The following is a 17,146-nucleotide window of genomic DNA, read 5'->3' on the forward strand; positions in this document are numbered from 1 at the left end:
TGTTACTCAAAATCTTACAATATTCTAATTTGCTTTATTGTTTTGAATAAAAGCAGATTTGAGAGGTTAAATTGATTTAGATTTTTGATGTAAGGGATGATCTTCTGCTAAATTAGAAAATATTTTCTTTGCACTTTCATAGCCAATATCGAAAATTTCTTTGGCTTTGGATATTGAAAAAACCTTGTAGCTAGACAATGCTTCAGGCTCAATAAAAATGTCGCACAATTTGGCTTGCTCTTTGGTCTGATAATTAATAACCATCAGCATGGTTCTTTCTAGGACATCTTTCATGCTACTGTTCTGACTTGACAAGCCAACAGGATTGCAATTTACTCCTATCGTGAAATCAACGTGCGATTTGAGAACATTTATCGGGAGATTATTGGTGATTCCGCCATCTACATAAGAATCCTCTCCCATCATAATAGGTTTAAATATAACTGGAATGCTAGCAGATGCCAAAAGTGGTCTTATCAGTTCTCCTTTTTCAAAATTGACATTCACTCCCTTGGTATAATTTGTGGTTGATATAATTAAAGGAATTTTAAAAGAGCTGAAAGAATCTTCAGGAAAATATTCTAACAAAAGATCTGATATTTTTTCAAGATTTACCAAACCAGACCATGACATAGCGGGTCTGAAAAATTTCAGGAAATTTATATCGGAAATAATTTCCATAGTACGCTTTGGCAAATAACCAGCAGCTAAAAATGCCCCTGCTATAGCCCCAGCGCTAGTTCCAGAAATCATATCGGGCTTAATGTTTTGCTCATACATATACTGAGCAATGCCCAAGTGAGCAAACCCTCTTGCCCCACCACCTGAAAGTGCTAATCCTATTTTCATGCTATGATTTCATCATCTGTTTAATAAACTTTAGTATAATTCATTCACACTTTTTAGATAAGAAGCAAGTTTACAAAACTTCCGACAGCCTGAATGTTTGATCTAAGCGTACGCCCTTTTCCGTATTCTTAACAGTACAACATTCATTTTGTGCATCATGTTCTAAAAATATAATGTATTCATTATCTGCAGCTTCCTGTAAGAATTTTTCTTTTTCGTTCAACGTTAAGAGTGGCCTAGTATCATAACCCATTACGTACGGCAAAGGAATATGACCAATGGAAGGCAATAAATCTGCAGCAAAAACAATGGTCTTACCTTTATATTTGATTTTTGGTATCATTTGTTTGTCAGTATGACCATCTGCATAAAGAATGTCAAATTGAGAAAAGGGTGAAGGCTCTCCTTTGTCAGCAAAATTTAAATGACCACTTTCTTGCATGGGTATAATGTTTTCTTTTAAAAAACTAGCCTTTTCTCTTGCATTTGGGTCGGTAGCCCATTTCCAATGATCATGATTAGACCAGTATTTCGCATTTTTGAATTCAATATCCAGTTTAGTATGCTCCTCATCTTGCCATTTTACTCCACCACCACAATGGTCGAAATGAAGATGCGTTAAAAACATATCGGTTACCTCATCTTTCGAGAAACCAGCTTTATGCAGTGAACCATCCAATGTAGCATCTCCATGTAAGTAGAAGTGGCTAAAAAATTTTTCATTTTGCTTATCCCCTATTCCATTATCAATTAAAATAAGCTGATTTCCATCTTCTATGGCCATACACCGCATAGCCCAAGTACACATATTATTTTCATCAGGAGTGTTGGTTCTTGACCAAAGTGATTTTGGGACTACTCCAAACATTGCTCCACCATCTAACTTAAAAAATCCTGTTTCTATTATATGTAAATTCATAATACTATTTTTTTAAAAATTGAATATATAAAAAAAATGGCTCCTAAAAATGTGTTTTGAAACATTCTTAAAAGCCATTTTACAAAAGATATTTGAAGATTACTTCACAACACCCATTGCACTAAATTTATCAATTCTTTCTTCTATTCTTTTGTCCACTGACTTTTTATCTAACGCTTTAAAATTCTTGAGTATGGTTTTTTTAACTTCATCTGCAACCATCTTCAAATTAGTATGCGCTCCGCCTAAAGGCTCAGGAATAATGCCGTCAATCAATTTGTTTTTTAACATATCTGGAGCAGTTAATTTCAAAGCTTCAGCAGCTTGCTCCTTATAATCCCAGCTTCTCCATAAAATAGAAGAACAAGACTCAGGGGAAATTACGCTATACCATGTGTTTTCTAACATCAATACTTTATCACCAATCGCAATACCCAATGCACCACCAGAAGCACCTTCTCCTATAATGATACAAATCACAGGTACTTTCAACATGAACATTTCTTTCAAATTACGTGCAATGGCTTCTCCTTGTCCTCTTTCCTCTGCTTCTAAACCTGGAAATGCCCCCGGAGTATCAATAAAGGTAACAATTGGCTTATTAAATTTCTCAGCCATTTTCATAAGTCTTAAGGCTTTGCGGTAACCTTCAGGATTTGCCATACCAAAATTACGCATTTGGCGCTGTTTAGTATTTCTTCCTTTCTGCTGACCAATAAACATGAAGGTTTGATTTTCTACGGTACCAAATCCTCCAACCATAGCTTTATCATCATTTATTGTACGATCTCCGTGCAACTCTACAAAATCATCTGTGATTTCATAAATATAATCCAAGGTGTAAGGTCTATCTGGATGACGAGAAAGTTGCACTCTTTGCCATCTTGTTAGATTTTGAAAAGTCTCTTTTTTTAAGGACACAATTTTATCTTCAAGTTTTTTGATAGCATCCGAAATGTCAACATCGCTCTCAGCAGCCAATGATTTCATTCCGACCAATTTATTTTCTAAATCAACTATAGGTTGTTCAAATTCCAAAAGCATTGTTTTTATATTTTTACAATTGTAAAATTAATATTAATATCTAAAGGCAAACACAAAAATGCAGAAATGAAAGCTATTCTAAAAGTATTATCCGTTTAAATTAATTCTTAAAATATGCAATGGGCTTATCTTTAGTTATAATTTAGCAGTTTTCAAGCTAAATTTTACATGCTTTTATGATTTTTTCTAATTTCCCAGGATCAATCGGTTTGCTGATAAAACCTTTAATAAATGGATTAGTTTCTGCAGCCTTTAAATCTAATGGATTGATAGAGGAAGAGGTAATATAGATATTGAAATTATTATCGATTTCTAATTCTTCCAAGGCGCTCATAAACTCCCATCCGTCCATCATAGGCATATTTATATCCAAAAACAATACCTCTGGCAAATCCTTTTTTTCAATTGATTGCAATTGCCTTAAGGCTTTATTACCATCTTCGAAATTATATATTTTATTGGCAAAGTCTTCATCTTCCATAATTGATTTGGTTACTATTAGAAATAGTTCATCATCATCCACTATGAAAATTTTTTCAAATGCTGCCATCTTTCAAGAATACTTTAAAAGTCGAACCTTCATTTATCTTACTTTGTACTTCAATTTTTCCACCCATCGATTCTATTTGATTTTTTGTCAAAAATAATCCTAATCCTCTTGAGTCTTTATGGGTATGAAAAGTTTTATACATCCCAAAAAGTTTGTCGCCATACTTATCCAAATCTATTCCCAATCCATTATCCGTAATTTCAATAACCACAATTCCAATCAATTTACGACTATTAATTTTAACATAACAATCGCCTTTTCGCTGATCACAGTATTTAATGGAGTTTGTCAATAAATTAGTAATAATACTTTCTAAAAATGCAGGTACTGCCTCTACCATTTGATTTTTAGGCACTTTATTAATAAAACGAACACCTGATTCTTTGATTAAATTTTCAAATGATTCGGTAAAAGATACCACTGCATCATTCAAGTTAACCTTTTTTATTTCATCTGCCGAAGAAACAACTGATACCACATTATTAAGATGATGTAAGGTATCGTCTAATTTATTAGAGGCTTTATCTAACAATTTGACATAATCTATCTCAGCAACTTTTGGATGCTTTTTATTAATCAGATACATTAATCCCTGAATATTAGCAGAATGCGATCGCAAATTATGAGAAACGATATAGGTGAAGTTTCTTAATCTTTCGTTTTGATCTTCCACTATTTTCAAATACTTCCTAAGCTCATTTTCTTGCTCTTTTCGATGGCTGATATCTGCTATATACCCATCCATCCTTATCGGTTTGCCATTTTCAGTAATAAGTTTTCCTTTATTCAATATCCATTTTACCTTTTTCTCTTTGGTCAATATTCTATATTCTAACTCAAAAGCCTCATTTGCCTCAAGTGACTTATAGCCTTCTTTTAAAAGAGGTAAATCACTCTTCAATATTTGGGTTTCCCATGTTTCCTGAACTGTTTTTCCAATGTAAAATTTTGGATAATATCCAGTTAACTTTTGAATAGAAGGGGTAATATAAGTGAGTTTATAAGAGGGGATTTCTACCGACCATACTACATCTGTTAAATCCTTGACAATATTATTAATTTCCTGATTTACTGCATCCAATTGTTTTTGTGTACCTATTCTTTTGGTAATATCGATTATTGAAATAACAACTTCTGTTGTTTGTCCATTTTCAATTTTTAATGGTGCTCCAATAACAGATAAATATTTCTCCGTTTGATCGTGCCATTTCAAGCCAAATTCAATGTTTTTAGTAGCTTTATTGGTAGTAAGAACTTGCATGAATGGTAATTTCTCAGAGGGAAACGGATCTCCGTCTAATGAGATGATATTCCAGTATGGATCATCGTAACGCATGTCTTCAATTGTAGACTTTTTCAAACCTAATAAATTTTCCGCTCCATGATTGGCAAATATTACCTTACCCTCTTTATTGATTACCAAAATCGAAAGCGCATTAGTATCCATTATATTTTTCAAAAATTGCCGTTCGAAAGACAATTCTTCCTCCAGTAGCTTTCTTTTTGATATTTCCATATGCATACCTGAAATCCTTAATGGTTCGCCCTGAGCATTACGTTTTACCACTGAACCCCTATCCAATATCCATATATAGTGCCCTTTTTTGTGCTTCGCTCTTAATTCAACATAAAAATCGCCTTTGGTCGGATCTGGAAAAACTGATTTCATAATTTCATTGAGCTTGGTCATATCCTCAGGATGAACCAATGCATGCCAATTCTCAATAGAAGGATAAAACTCGTTCGGTTCATAGCCTAGCATCTCAAACCAGCGATTATTCACCGTCATTCTGCCTGAATCAGCTTCCCAATCCCAATAACCTAGTTCACTACCTTTTAAAACAAATTGAAGTCGCTCCTCACTTTCTTTAAGTAAGTTTTCCCTCTCTATTCTTTCTGTAATATCTTTTTCAATTGCTATAAAGTTAGTAAGACGACCATCTTCATCGAAAACAGGATTGAAGGTTATTGCAACCCGATATTTCTGCCCTGATTTGGAATAATTTAAAATTTCTTGCGTAAATGGTTTTAGGGTTTTAAGTCCTGCTCTATTCGCTTTAATATGCATTGGGTTTGTTTCCTTTCCATGTAAAAATTTACCTAGCTTCTCTCCTATTACTTCATCCAAATTATAACCCGTTTTAGATTCAAAAGCAGGATTAACATACTCAATTTTTCCCTTTTCATTCGTAATGACTACCAGATTATTTGTTTTTTCTGCTACTAAAGAAAGTCGTTTAAGCTCATTTTCAATTTTAATTTGTTCCGATATGTCTTTAACAATGGCAACAAAATTTGGACTTACATTTTCATTTTTGATAAATTGCAGAAAGACTTCAACATGGATATCTAAACCTTCTTTGGTTCGGTGAAACGTTTTGAATCGGATACTTGCTTTTTTTCCCTCAATCAAAGGCTTAACTAAGGGTTTAAACTTTTCCTTCGGATATTCTGGTTTAATATCATATGGATGTAATTCCAATAATTCTTGTTCAGAATAGCCCATCATATTAATGGCGCCTTGATTTACATAATTAAATTTAAAATCATCCTTATCAAATATGAAAACGCAATCCTCTGTTTGGTCGAGCGTATTTTTGAAAGTAGCTAAATATTCTTGATTTCGTTTTTTTTCAGTTACGTCTGTCTGAATCGAAATGAATTTTATGAGTTGTCCCTGTTCATTATAAATTGGGTCAATAAAGCATGAAACTCTGTAAGCTTTTCCAGATTTTGTATGATTTACAATTTCCTGAGTAAAAGATTTACCTGAAGCTAAATTCTTTGAAAAATCAACAATATCCTTTCTGTCTGTTTGAGGTCCTTGCAAAAAATGACCTGGTTTTTTACCAATTATTTCATCATAGCTAAAACCAGACAGTCGCTCAAAAGAGTTATTAACAAAATTGATTCTTCCTTTTTCATCCGTAATAATAACACTATAAAGCGTATTTAAAGGTACTAAAGCAAGCGTCTCGAAATCTATTTTATTGGTTTTATAATCTGTAATTTCAAAAGAAGGATTTCCATTTTGAATAATAGCTAATATATATTCCACTTTAGTTTCCTGATGACAAAAGACAATAAATCGAATTTGAGCATTCTCGATAGGGTCATCAATCGTACATTCTAAATTGCTTGAATTCAATTTTGTAAGCGAAATTGTTTGCTCAATCTTTGTGATTATGGTTTTAACAAAGTTTTTATGGTTGCTATTTAGTTGATTTATTTGTACCTGAAGAGTACTATGTATATCAAAATTTGCAGCTAATCTGGCATCCAATAAAATCGTTTCAGAATCTCTTCTATCCCATATAAAATACCCTTCGACCGCATATTTGTGAATAACTTTTAATAAAGAACTATTTTGAGAAATACAGCTGTAAAACGCTTGCTCTAGAGTCAACATTAAAATTTTATAATTTTTTATTAATATATTAATTATTACTTAAACTAAACATTTTTATTTTAATTTACTTTATACTAAATAAAGAAACCTATAAAATTCAGACATGAAAGTTATCAATTCCATCACCTTGCTAATTGCTTTTACATTAATGGCAACAACATTGATTGCGCAAGATCCTCAAACAAACAGATTGGAGAATTCGCCTAGACACCATGAATGGATTGAAATAAAAGCTGGAGACAAAACATTAAAAGCTTTCGTGGTTTATCCCCAAGTATCGGAAAAGGCTAAAGCAGTTATTGTTATTCACGAAAACAGAGGATTGACAGATTGGGTAAGAAGTTTCGCTGACCAACTTGCAGAGCAAGGGTATATCGCATTAGCCCCAGATATGCTTTCAGACTTTAGTGAAGAATATTCTCAAACTTCAGAATTCCCGAGTTCGGATGAGGCAAGAAATGCGATTTATAAATTAGAAAATAGTTTAGTGACTAATTATTTGAATGAGTCATTTGAATATCTTAAAAAGCTCCCTGCCGGAAATGGAGAAGTTGCAGTTGTAGGGTTCTGTTGGGGAGGTTCACAATCCTTTCGATATGCTACAAACAATCCAGAATTGAGTGAAGCACTAGTATTTTACGGAACTGGTCCAAAAGATGCTTCAGAATATGAAAAAATTGAGACTCCTGTTTATGGATTTTATGGAGGAAATGACCAAAGAGTAAATTCTACCATCGAAGCTTCAAAAGCTGCGATGGAACAACACGATAATTTTTATGATTATGAAATCTATGAAGGCGCAGGTCATGCTTATATGCGTGCTGGAGATTCAGAAGACGGTTCAAAGGAAAATATTGACGCTAGAAATGAATCTTGGAAGAGAATTTTGAAGATTCTGAAGTAGTTTAACAAAACTTTTTATCATTTCCTTAAAAATAATTCAAAGCTTCACTTATGCTACATAATTGACTTTGAACATGTTATATATACAACCACTTTGAATAGAAAAAAAAGTTCATCAAAGTGGTCGTTTTTTTTGATACAATGTTTGCAATTAAAGAATTACAACCTACATTTGCATCTCCTTAAACGAAAGGATTGATAAAAAGCCTTAAATAAATGATTTAAAGCAAAATTTTTTCAAAAAATAATAGTAAATAAGTTTTGAATATTAGAAATAAAATTCAGTTATTTGCACTCCCATTTCGGACGGAGAAATGTTGAAAATTAAGAAATATTGGTCCGGTAGTTCAGTTGGTTAGAATGCCTGCCTGTCACGCAGGAGGTCGCGAGTTCGAGTCTCGTCCGGACCGCTAAAAGCATCCTCAAAAGGGATGCTTTTTTTGTTTCTACAAACTCATTTTATAGAACAGATACCTAACTATTTTAAAAGCTATATTTCTGAGAATCACTATTATCCACTATACCAGTTGATAAGTTAGTTTGGTTGGGTATCCTTAAAGAAATCTATTCGAGTTATAAAGTCAATTGTAAACTATGTACTAGAATTTTCTAAATACTTCATATTAGCGTATAGAATAATTTTTACCTACTCAGAAATTGTTACTATTTCCAAACTCCAGTTCTTTGCTGGCTTGTATTTTTTATGAAAATTTGGTGATTGTAATCCGGCATAAATCAATCCTGCTGCAGGTATAGCTAAATAAAAGGCATTCGGATCCACCAATATACCCAACATTACCCCCATGGTAGCCGTGACAAAACCGCCATATACCAAGATACCCGTTGTAAGCATGGTGGTCAAAAGAGGATTACGTTTCAAATATCTGATCTCGTTTATTTCGATTTTTTCATTATCAACTACGATCGAATTACCGTCTATTCTATAGCGGCCAGAAAGCTTTTTATCGTCAACTGTCTTAATGATTATTCTCTTATTTTCTTTAATAACGACTTCTCTTTGAGTATCCTGTTTAGTAATTCTAATCGCTTTTTGTTCCTGAGCACATAAAGTATTCACAAAGAATAAGCTTATCAATAGGATTGTTAATTTCTTCATACTTTGTCAAATTAGACAATTCTCAACAAAATATCTTCTTACCGTGATTTTTTTTGATTATAAACCTGCCTGCTTGTACTTTGAAAAAAATAGAACTTGCTGATTTAGAACTAATGCCCATCCATTTATAGCGATCAAAGAAAGTCTATTTTCTCCCAATTAAAATATTTTATTTTTTAAAACTTTAGACTAATATTTTTAGTATTTATAATTAACTTTGCTAAATAAATTAGTCTTATGCGACAGATAGCCCATATCGATTTAGATGCTTTTTTTATTAATTGCACGCTACTGAAATTCCCGGATTTAAAAGGAAAGCCACTCATCATTGGTGGTTTGAACAACCGTGGAATCGTAGCATCTGCTTCTCAAGAGGCCAAAAAGTATGGCGTACATAAAAGTATGCCTACTCGCGTGGCTTTGCAAAGATGTCCCGATGCCGTTTTACTCAAAGGAGATTTTGACCTCTTTACTAAATATTCTGACATTGTCAATGAAATCATGACAGAAAGAGCTCCTTTGCATGAAAGAGCTGCTATTGATGAGTTCTATTTGGACATGACGGGTATGGACCGATTTCATAATACCTCTAAATTCACAAAAGAGCTGGTCAATAAAGTAAAATCAGAAACAGGGCTTTCTTTACTTTATGGCTTAAGCGTGAATAAAACAGTAGCAAAAATCTGTACTTCTCATGCTAAGCCTATTGGCGGTTATGAAGTCTTAGACAATCAAGTACAGCCTTTTTTAGATCCGCATTCTATCAGGAAGCTTCCGGCTGTGGGGACTACCACTTTTAAGTTGCTCAGGAGAATCAGAATCAAATTTATCAAGCATATCAGGTCTCTACCTCCCGAAGCCATGAATGAGTTGTTGGGCAAAACGGGAAGTGGTATTTGGAAAAAAGCTAATGGCATTGATCCTGCTCCAGTTGTGCCTTACTCAGCCGAAAAGTCAATCGGCAAGGATTTCACTTTTGATCAGGATACGCAAGATATGAAGGTTTTGAAAGCCACTTTACTGAGATTGATTGAATTTCTGGGTTTTAAACTGCGCAAACTCAATCAGATGTGTGCCTGTGTTTCCGTGCGGATTAGATATTCCAATCATGATACGGAAACTATGCAAAAGAAAATTCCTTTTTGTGCCAATGATGAGATGCTCATGGAAATAGCTTTTGAGTTGTTTAAGAAACTGTACAAAAGAAGAATGCTCATTAGGTTAGTAGGAATTAAACTTTCTCATTTAGTGCATGGAAGTCATCAGATAAATCTTTTTACAGATAATGTGAAATCCATTGAGCTTTATCAGGCTATGGATAAGCTAAAGAATCGCTATGATAATCCGGCTATTGTCCATAGAGCATTTAGTCTATAAAATTAAATTCCGTTTGGTTAAGTCCTTCTTCCTTCTCCCTTTGGAGAAGGACAGAGGATGAGGCCTAAAAAAAGCTTAACTAAACGACATTATTATAAAATTAAAATTTCATTCGTTTATGTATTTAAATTGTCACTCTTTCTATTCTTTGCGTTACGGCACTCTTTCAGTGGAAGCACTGGTCAATCAGGCTGTGCTGAATGGAGTAGAAAGTTTAGCGCTTACCGATATAAACAGTACCACAGGAGTAATTGATTTTGCCAACCACTGCATAGAAGCTGGTATCAAGCCGCTTGCAGGAGTGGAAATAAGGAAGCATGATCAGCTACTTTATTTATGCATAGCAAAAAACCTGGAGGGCTTTAGAGAAATTAACGAGCTATTGACCAAAACCAATTTATCGGAAATGCCTCTCCCCTTGCAATCGCCTTATTTCAATAATGTATTTGTCATTTATCCGACCGATAATACACCCAATATTCTCCAAAAGCATGAATTTATCGGAATAAGACCTGCTGAGTTGAAAAGGTATAAGCCCTCTTTCGCAAAGCAAGCAGAAAAATTGGTATGCCTCTACCCTGTTACTTTTTCAAGCAAACAAGAGTTTAACCTGCATAAATTGCTGCGTTGCATTGATAACAATATTCTACTGAGCCATCTGACTCAAAAGCAACATGCCGGTACTGGCGAATGCATGATTCCAACCCGGGAGTTGAAAGCCTTGTATCAAGATTATCCTGAAATCATCCGAAATACGGAACTGCTCTTTGACCAGTGTAGCTTTCCTTTTGATTTTAAATCGCCCAAGAATAAAAAGTGCTATACTTCAAGTTATTATGAGGATAAGATTCTCTTGGAAACTTTAGCCTTAGAAGGTTTTAAGGATAGATATTCAGCCAATAATCAGCTAGCCAAACAACGCTTATATGATGAGCTGGAAATTATCCATAAAATGCAATTTGGCTGTTATTTTCTCACCACCTGGGATATTATCCGCCACAGCTTAAGCAAAGGTTATTTCCATGTAGGAAGAGGTAGCGGAGCCAATTCCATTGTGGCGTATTGCCTGAAAATAACGGAGGTAGATCCTATTGAGCTAAACCTTTACTTCGCCCGCTTTCTGAATAATAAAAGATCTAGTCCGCCCGATTTTGATATTGATTGGAGTTGGACAGACCGGGATGACATCATAGATTATATTTTCAAAAGATTTGGCAGGGATCATACCGGCTTTTGCGGAACGGTAACTGATTTTAAGCATCGCTCTACTGTGCGTGAACTAGGAAAAGTCTTTGGTTTGCCGAAAGAAGAACTCGATCAGCTTTCCCGCATGTCATTCGAACATGAGCCACAAGATAAACTAGTCAAGAGCATTCAGCATTATGGTAAAATGCTGACGGGTTATCCGAATCAGCTCTCCATGCATTCATGTGGTATTTACATTACCGAGGATCCTATCGCTAATTATACCGCCATGAACATCTATCCAAAGGGAGTACCGACCTGTGAGATAGATATGTATATGGCTGAAAGCTTTCATCTGGAGAAAATAGATATTCTTTCTCAAAGAGGACTTGGACATATAAAAGAAGCAGTCAGCATTGCGGAAGAAAATAAGGGCGTAAAAATTAATATATCCGACACCAAAAGCTTTAAAAAAGACGAGAAGTGCAATGAACTGCTAAGGACAGGAAAAACGCTTGGCTGTTTTTATATTGAAAGTCCGGCCATGCGTGGTTTATTAAGGCGATTAAGATGTGATAGTTATGAAACGCTGGTGGCGGCTAGCAGCATCATACGGCCTGGAGTCGCACAAAGTGGAATGATGAGAGAGTATGTGGAAAGGCACCGCGACACTTCTCGTATTAAGTATTTCCACCCTGTGTTTGAAGAGCAGTTAAAAGATACCTATGGGGTGATGGTATATCAGGAAGATGTGATCAAAATAGCGCATCACTTTGCCAAGCTGGATTTGAATGATGCGGATGTATTAAGGCGTGGTATGTCTGGTAAATCACGCTCTCAGCAGGAAATGGATAAGGTAAAAGGACAGTTTTTCAGTAATTGTGCAGCCATGGGATATCCAAAAGAAATGGTGGAAGAAGTGTACCGACAAATAGCTTCATTTGCCGGTTATAGCTTTTGTAAAAGTCATAGTGCCTCTTACGCGGTGGAAAGTTATCAAAGCTTGTATCTGAAAGCTTATTATCCTTTGGAGTTCATTACGGCTGTCATTAATAATAATGGTGGATTTTACCGACCTGAAGTTTATATCAATGAAGCGCGCATGCTAGGCGCTCACATTGAAGCGCCCGACATCAATTTTAGTTTTGCTAATGCCAGCTTAAAAGGAGAAACCATTCATTTAGGATTGGACCAGATTATGCATCTTTCAAAAAAAGGAATTGAAGGGATTTGTAAAGCTCGTGAGAAAGGCGGTATGTTTTCAGGTCTCACAGATGTGCTGGAAAGAACCAAGCTGAATTTTGACGATATTAGCTATGCAATATATGCCGGGGCGCTGAGAAGTATTTCCAGAAGTAAAGGGCAGCTCATTATTGAGGCCAAACGTTTCTTCTCTCATGAACCTGTCAAAACCAAAGAACTGCAGCTTTTCAATATGAAACCAAAAGAATTCAGCTATGAACTGGATGAAGGAGATATGTTCGAAGATGCTTTTGATGAAATGGAAGGTCTAGGATATCCGGTTTCTGTCTCTCCTTTTAATCTGCTGAAAACCAATTACCGAGGAGCTGTTTTTGCTTCAGAACTTTTGCAGAATAAAGACAAAACAGTGCGCATGGTGGGTTACTTGATTTCCATAAAAGATGTACCCATTATCAGCAAAGATGGCAAAACAAAAATGAATTTCGGCACCTGGATTGATGTCTATGGTGGCTATTTTGATACGGTTCATTTTCCTGCATCGCTTAAACAGCATCCTTTTACAGGTATGGGTTGCTATTTGTTATTAGGAAAGATTGTGGTAGACCATGATTTCCCGAGTGTAGAGATTCAGAAGATGGAAAAACTACCGATGATACCCGATCCTCGCTATAGTGATGAGCAGCGTACTGATACTAAAATTTGGGATAATATGCGAGTGGCACATAGCTACACTTCCAGATCACCCTACCCTAATCAGGAGGAATTGGATGAATTATATGGTAGAAAACCCTTATCCGGTAAATATGAAATTAAGAAAGGAAATCAGAATCATATGTCTCTTGGTGGGAGGAAATAGATTTAAAGTTAAAATATCATAGCAACCACTAGAGCTGAAAAAGACTTATCATAATGCCCAAAAGCAGAAGTAGATTATACTGAAATGGTGGGATTATTCAAACGTTTTAGAAAATATGCTATATCAGTAGAAAATATTTAGTGGCTTGATAGCCTTTTTAACAGTTATGAGTGTCTATAATTACAAACAACGGAAATACTATTAATTTAATTAGTTTACATTTGTATTAGTCCTGGTCAAGCTTTAATGAAACAGTCATTTTTAATCATCATCTTAGCATTGCTTTTTGTCCATAATAGTTTTTCTCAAGAAAGATCCAATATTGATAATACTTTAAATTTTAAAGTAATGCCCCTTTCACTTTTAGCGTATAATCCCAGACACAGAATCGGATTAGAATATATCTCACATAATAGATTGGGATATAGCGTTGATTTCGGTATGGGTAATAATTCGCTGAATAAACGAAGACTAAGTGGTTTAAAGTGGGAAAAGGATTATTCGTATTATGAAATAAGACCTGAAATAAAATATCTTTTTATAAAAAGTGAAGAGTATTTCTTATATGCTGCATTGGAATTTTTCCATATTAATGTGAAAGATGTTTTGAAATCAGGTGAATATCAACAAGAAGATCCTTATGTTGGAATATCTTACGAAAGTGCAAATTTCAGCAAACGTAAAACGGGCGCTCACCTTAAAGGAGGTCTCAATTTTATCGCTTTAAAACGTCTTCACCTTGATTTATATGGAGGGATTGGCTTAGCAAAAAGAACAATTTCATATACTGATGTTGTTAATCCAGTAGAGGGATCCGAAATATTTGTAGAGTGGATTCCTCAACCTGATTTATATGAAGGAGAATCCATAGTTACTCATTTAACCCTGGGATTTAAAATTGGATATACGCTTTGGATGAAATAAAAATATTTGAACCTCGCCAGTTGCTAGTTCTACTCCAAAAGGTGTGTTTTAGGCTCAATAGAGTAAATTTCATGATTGTTTTTTTTTAAAAAATGCGATTAAATTGATTCATAATAAAAAGGTGTCCCACAGCTTGTGTGTATTTGTAAATAAACCAGGGCAATGCAGGAACGAACCTATGGATAGCAGAAATGATATGTTGATTTTCCATTACTGATCGAAATTCTAACCAACCCATATCACTTCTCTTGCACAGTACACCTCCTGTAATAAAAAAGAGCCTTCTATTTTCATCGCTACGATTGGGCATGTGGGTAAGCTCTAAAAGTACGATAGTGAAGAGTTGGAAGCGGACGATGTTCCCTTCTTTTTCAGCTGTCAAGACAAATCTAAAATACGAATCAAGCCATTTTGGATAAATATCAGCAATCCACTTTGTCGGCTTATTGGATGGATTATTTAATCGTTGATCGCTTCTGACTGTATTTGACTCTTCTTCCACTTCATAACTCCTTTCGATTTTAGGGGCTTTTTCTCTTAAAGCCTTTCTGATGCTATCCTCCATTTCCACTTCTCCTCTCCAATGAAAGGACTGACTATTATCCGCAAACTGTCAATTAAAGGTGAAACAAAGGTGTAACTTGTTCCTGAAAATAGCGCCACCCATAATTTTGAAAAACCTAGCGTAAAGAACGGAACGGAGAAAATTACCCTCTTTTTCTTGAGCTCATGAGAAGTTATTTTGAGCATTTTCATATAACTCGTCACTTCTGGACCCGCTACCTCTATGGCCTCACCATAAACTTTCTCATTCCCTAAAGCACGTTCAATAAAAATGAGGATATCATTTATATCAACTGGTTCTGAAGGCGATTTGCACCATTGAGGACAAGCCATTACCAGTAAACTTTTAACAAGCTGCTCTACCACACGAAAAGAAGATCCACCTGGACCAATAACAATGCCTGCTCGAATGGTAGTTAATGGTACAGATCGCGAAGCCAATGTCTTTTCTGTTTCAATCTGCTTCTTAAGTGTTTAGAATATTCATTGGTTTCTTTCGGAAGGATTCCGCCAATAAATAAGATCTGTTGTAATCCACATGCTTCAGCTGATCGGGCAAAATTATCGGCCAGCAGTAAATCTGTATTCTCAAAGAAACTTTGATTTATTCTAGTGTGTGATTCATAATATGTATTAACTAGGCTAAATGGAAATATAATGCTATTTCAGAGGTTGTTAATGAAATAAAAAAGTACTTTATGAGTCTCTAAAAGTCAAAAATACGGTATTTCATCAAAATAATTAAGCACTTTCAATAGATTTTTCGGGTTAAAAAGGAAAGTACTTTCGATTTAGAATCTTTGGAAGCGAAATCGTGAAAACCGTCCCCTCACCTTCCTCTGAATGAAAATTTATATTTCCACCAAATTTAAATACCATGTTTTGCACAATATAAAGTCCTAAACCAGAACCTTCCCTACTTTGGGCACCACGATAAAACATATCAAATACCCTGTGCTGTTGGTCTTTTGGTATTCCTATTCCATTATCCTTTATGCTAATTTCAAAATGAGTAGTTGTTTCAGAAGCCACTATTATAATTTTTTTCTGACGCTTATTTTTGTCCATATATTTAATGGCATTAGAAATCAAATTATTCAAAATCACTTCTAATCTGGATTTATCAGTTGGAATTGGGACATTTAGATTAATATCCTTTTTAAAATGAATATTTTTTACACCTTCTATATAGTTATTGTTTTCAATGATATTGTCCAATAATTCTTTCAAATCAACTGCTTCGACTTTAACTTCAGTACGAGTATTTTTAGAAATTTCTATTACCTCTTTTATAAATTGAGTAAGCCGCTGCACTCTATTTTCAATTCTTAAGAAATATTCTAAAATTGAATTTTCTTTCACTTCATATTTAGCGATATTAATTAATCCTAAAATGGATAACAATGGAGCTTTGAGATCGTGTGAGGCACTATATACAAAATGATCTAACTCATCATTTGCTAGCTCTAATTCATTATTTTTCTGTTCTAACTCTTTCAGAGTAGCCAACCGAACTTCATCTATTTTTTTATTGATGATATCCATATTATACATAGAAAATACCATCCCAAAAACGGAAATTAGCATATTCACATAAAAAGAACTCCCCTCTGACTTCCCTTGCGTGACATTCATTTCTCCGAATGGCTGGTAGTTTGTTATTTCTAATATAAAGAGTAGAATTAATACGTAAGCAACCGAAAAGTATTTGTAGTGTCGTTCTTCATTACTAAAAATTAAAAAAACTAAAGCGATTATCGGAAAAAAAACTAAATATGCGCCAATCGATTTAGGAATAAGGGCTGCATAAACGAAAATATAGCCAGTGCCACAGACTACAAAAATGAATTTTGCACATAAGTGGAATCTTTTTTCATTCACTAAAAAAGTTATAATAAAAATCCCTGCCAACACCATATCAAGCATAACAGCTATGTAGTTGGTATTAATAAGATCATTAACAACTTGAAAAAAAGCAGCTATTATTGCAATTATAGCAAATTGACTAACCAAAATATTAGGCTTTTGCTCTAAGCTTTTTTCAATTTTAGACCAAGCATTAAGGTTAAAAAATCTATTCACCGAGGGATAATTTTAAATTCACACGCATCACTATATAAAAATATAATAAAAGAATGATTTAATAATACAAAATGTATTCTTGCTTTTCATATTTATGTAGTAGAATTGCCAATTAAATAAAAGCAGTTTTCAAATTAGATTGAATTTAATAATTTCACTGCAAC

General features: G+C 34.4%; 13 protein-coding genes and 1 tRNA gene. 5 read left to right on the forward strand and 9 right to left on the reverse strand.

What is annotated here, in order from left to right; translation table 11 throughout:
• Window positions 1–66: 66 nt before the first annotated feature.
• The 5 genes from VFM92_RS07020 to VFM92_RS07040 form a co-directional block, all read right to left on the reverse strand.
• A complete protein-coding gene (locus VFM92_RS07020) occupies window positions 67–849 on the reverse strand; it encodes a patatin-like phospholipase family protein (RefSeq protein WP_325121487.1) in 783 nt (260 codons plus the stop codon).
• 70 nt (window positions 850–919) lie between these two features.
• The gene (locus VFM92_RS07025; protein WP_325121488.1) at window positions 920–1,768 is read right to left on the reverse strand and encodes an MBL fold metallo-hydrolase; all 849 of its coding nucleotides are present in this window, start codon (window positions 1,766–1,768) and stop codon (window positions 920–922) included.
• A 99-nt stretch (window positions 1,769–1,867) separates the two neighbouring features.
• Window positions 1,868–2,812 (reverse strand): acetyl-CoA carboxylase carboxyltransferase subunit alpha, encoded by a 945-nt coding sequence (locus tag VFM92_RS07030; protein ID WP_325121489.1) that lies wholly within the window; start codon window positions 2,810–2,812, stop codon window positions 1,868–1,870.
• A 157-nt stretch (window positions 2,813–2,969) separates the two neighbouring features.
• The gene (locus VFM92_RS07035) at window positions 2,970–3,362 is read right to left on the reverse strand and encodes a response regulator (protein WP_325121490.1); all 393 of its coding nucleotides are present in this window, start codon (window positions 3,360–3,362) and stop codon (window positions 2,970–2,972) included.
• Complete coding sequence (locus tag VFM92_RS07040) at window positions 3,349–6,771, reverse strand: PAS domain S-box protein (protein ID WP_325121491.1); 3,423 nt, start codon at window positions 6,769–6,771, stop codon at window positions 3,349–3,351. Before VFM92_RS07040 ends, VFM92_RS07035 begins: the two co-directional genes overlap by 14 nt.
• Window positions 6,772–6,874: 103 nt before the next feature.
• On the opposite strand from VFM92_RS07040, the gene VFM92_RS07045 reads away from it, so the two are divergent.
• Window positions 6,875–7,675, forward strand: coding sequence for a dienelactone hydrolase family protein (locus VFM92_RS07045; RefSeq protein WP_325121492.1), 801 nt, complete (start codon window positions 6,875–6,877; stop codon window positions 7,673–7,675).
• A gap of 335 nt (window positions 7,676–8,010) precedes the next feature.
• Window positions 8,011–8,084 (forward strand) — tRNA-Asp (locus VFM92_RS07050).
• Window positions 8,085–8,320: 236 nt separating this feature from the next.
• On the opposite strand, the gene VFM92_RS07055 is transcribed toward VFM92_RS07050, so the two are convergent.
• Window positions 8,321–8,791 (reverse strand): hypothetical protein, encoded by a 471-nt coding sequence (locus tag VFM92_RS07055; RefSeq protein WP_325121493.1) that lies wholly within the window; start codon window positions 8,789–8,791, stop codon window positions 8,321–8,323.
• 237 nt (window positions 8,792–9,028) lie between these two features.
• Between VFM92_RS07055 and VFM92_RS07060 the strand changes: the two genes are divergently transcribed.
• From VFM92_RS07060 to VFM92_RS07070, 3 genes are all read left to right on the forward strand, one after another.
• Entirely contained in the window at window positions 9,029–10,168 is a 1,140-nt protein-coding gene (locus VFM92_RS07060) for a DNA polymerase IV (protein ID WP_325121494.1), read from the forward strand.
• Between the two features lie 118 nt (window positions 10,169–10,286).
• On the forward strand, window positions 10,287–13,412 hold the full coding sequence (locus tag VFM92_RS07065) for a DNA polymerase III subunit alpha (protein WP_325121495.1): 3,126 nt from the start codon (window positions 10,287–10,289) through the stop codon (window positions 13,410–13,412).
• 246 nt (window positions 13,413–13,658) lie between these two features.
• A complete protein-coding gene (locus tag VFM92_RS07070) occupies window positions 13,659–14,336 on the forward strand; it encodes a hypothetical protein (protein ID WP_325121496.1) in 678 nt (225 codons plus the stop codon).
• 85 nt (window positions 14,337–14,421) lie between these two features.
• Here VFM92_RS07070 and VFM92_RS07075 read toward each other — a convergent pair whose 3' ends face one another.
• The 3 genes from VFM92_RS07075 to VFM92_RS07085 form a co-directional block, all read right to left on the reverse strand.
• On the reverse strand, window positions 14,422–14,901 hold the full coding sequence (locus VFM92_RS07075; protein WP_325121497.1) for a hypothetical protein: 480 nt from the start codon (window positions 14,899–14,901) through the stop codon (window positions 14,422–14,424).
• Window positions 14,874–15,341: a hypothetical protein gene (locus VFM92_RS07080; protein WP_325121498.1), complete on the reverse strand. Its 468-nt coding sequence runs from the start codon at window positions 15,339–15,341 to the stop codon at window positions 14,874–14,876. The genes VFM92_RS07075 and VFM92_RS07080 overlap by 28 nt, the downstream gene beginning before the upstream one ends.
• Window positions 15,342–15,668: 327 nt before the next feature.
• Window positions 15,669–16,982 carry a HAMP domain-containing sensor histidine kinase gene (locus VFM92_RS07085; protein WP_325121499.1) on the reverse strand — a complete coding sequence of 438 codons (1,314 nt, stop codon included), beginning with the start codon at window positions 16,980–16,982 and terminating at the stop codon, window positions 15,669–15,671.
• Between the last annotated feature and the right edge of the window lie 164 nt (window positions 16,983–17,146).

Source organism: Marivirga sp. (assembly GCF_035704835.1).
In the GTDB taxonomy this organism is placed as follows: Bacteria; Bacteroidota; Bacteroidia; order Cytophagales; family Cyclobacteriaceae; genus Marivirga.

Bases quoted from the DNA above. Each gene is read 5' to 3' on its own strand.
- VFM92_RS07020 (WP_325121487.1), bottom strand. From the start codon at position 849: ATGAAAATAGGATTAGCACTTTCAGGTGGTGGGGCAAGAGGGTTTGCT.
- VFM92_RS07025 (WP_325121488.1), bottom strand. From the start codon at position 1,768: ATGAATTTACATATAATAGAAACAGGATTTTTTAAGTTAGATGGTGGA.
- VFM92_RS07030 (WP_325121489.1), bottom strand. From the start codon at position 2,812: ATGCTTTTGGAATTTGAACAACCTATAGTTGATTTAGAAAATAAATTG.
- VFM92_RS07035 (WP_325121490.1), bottom strand. From the start codon at position 3,362: ATGGCAGCATTTGAAAAAATTTTCATAGTGGATGATGATGAACTATTT.
- VFM92_RS07040 (WP_325121491.1), bottom strand. From the start codon at position 6,771: ATGTTGACTCTAGAGCAAGCGTTTTACAGCTGTATTTCTCAAAATAGT.
- VFM92_RS07045 (WP_325121492.1), top strand. From the start codon at position 6,875: ATGAAAGTTATCAATTCCATCACCTTGCTAATTGCTTTTACATTAATG.
- VFM92_RS07055 (WP_325121493.1), bottom strand. From the start codon at position 8,791: ATGAAGAAATTAACAATCCTATTGATAAGCTTATTCTTTGTGAATACT.
- VFM92_RS07060 (WP_325121494.1), top strand. From the start codon at position 9,029: ATGCGACAGATAGCCCATATCGATTTAGATGCTTTTTTTATTAATTGC.
- VFM92_RS07065 (WP_325121495.1), top strand. From the start codon at position 10,287: ATGTATTTAAATTGTCACTCTTTCTATTCTTTGCGTTACGGCACTCTT.
- VFM92_RS07070 (WP_325121496.1), top strand. From the start codon at position 13,659: ATGAAACAGTCATTTTTAATCATCATCTTAGCATTGCTTTTTGTCCAT.
- VFM92_RS07075 (WP_325121497.1), bottom strand. From the start codon at position 14,901: ATGGAGGATAGCATCAGAAAGGCTTTAAGAGAAAAAGCCCCTAAAATC.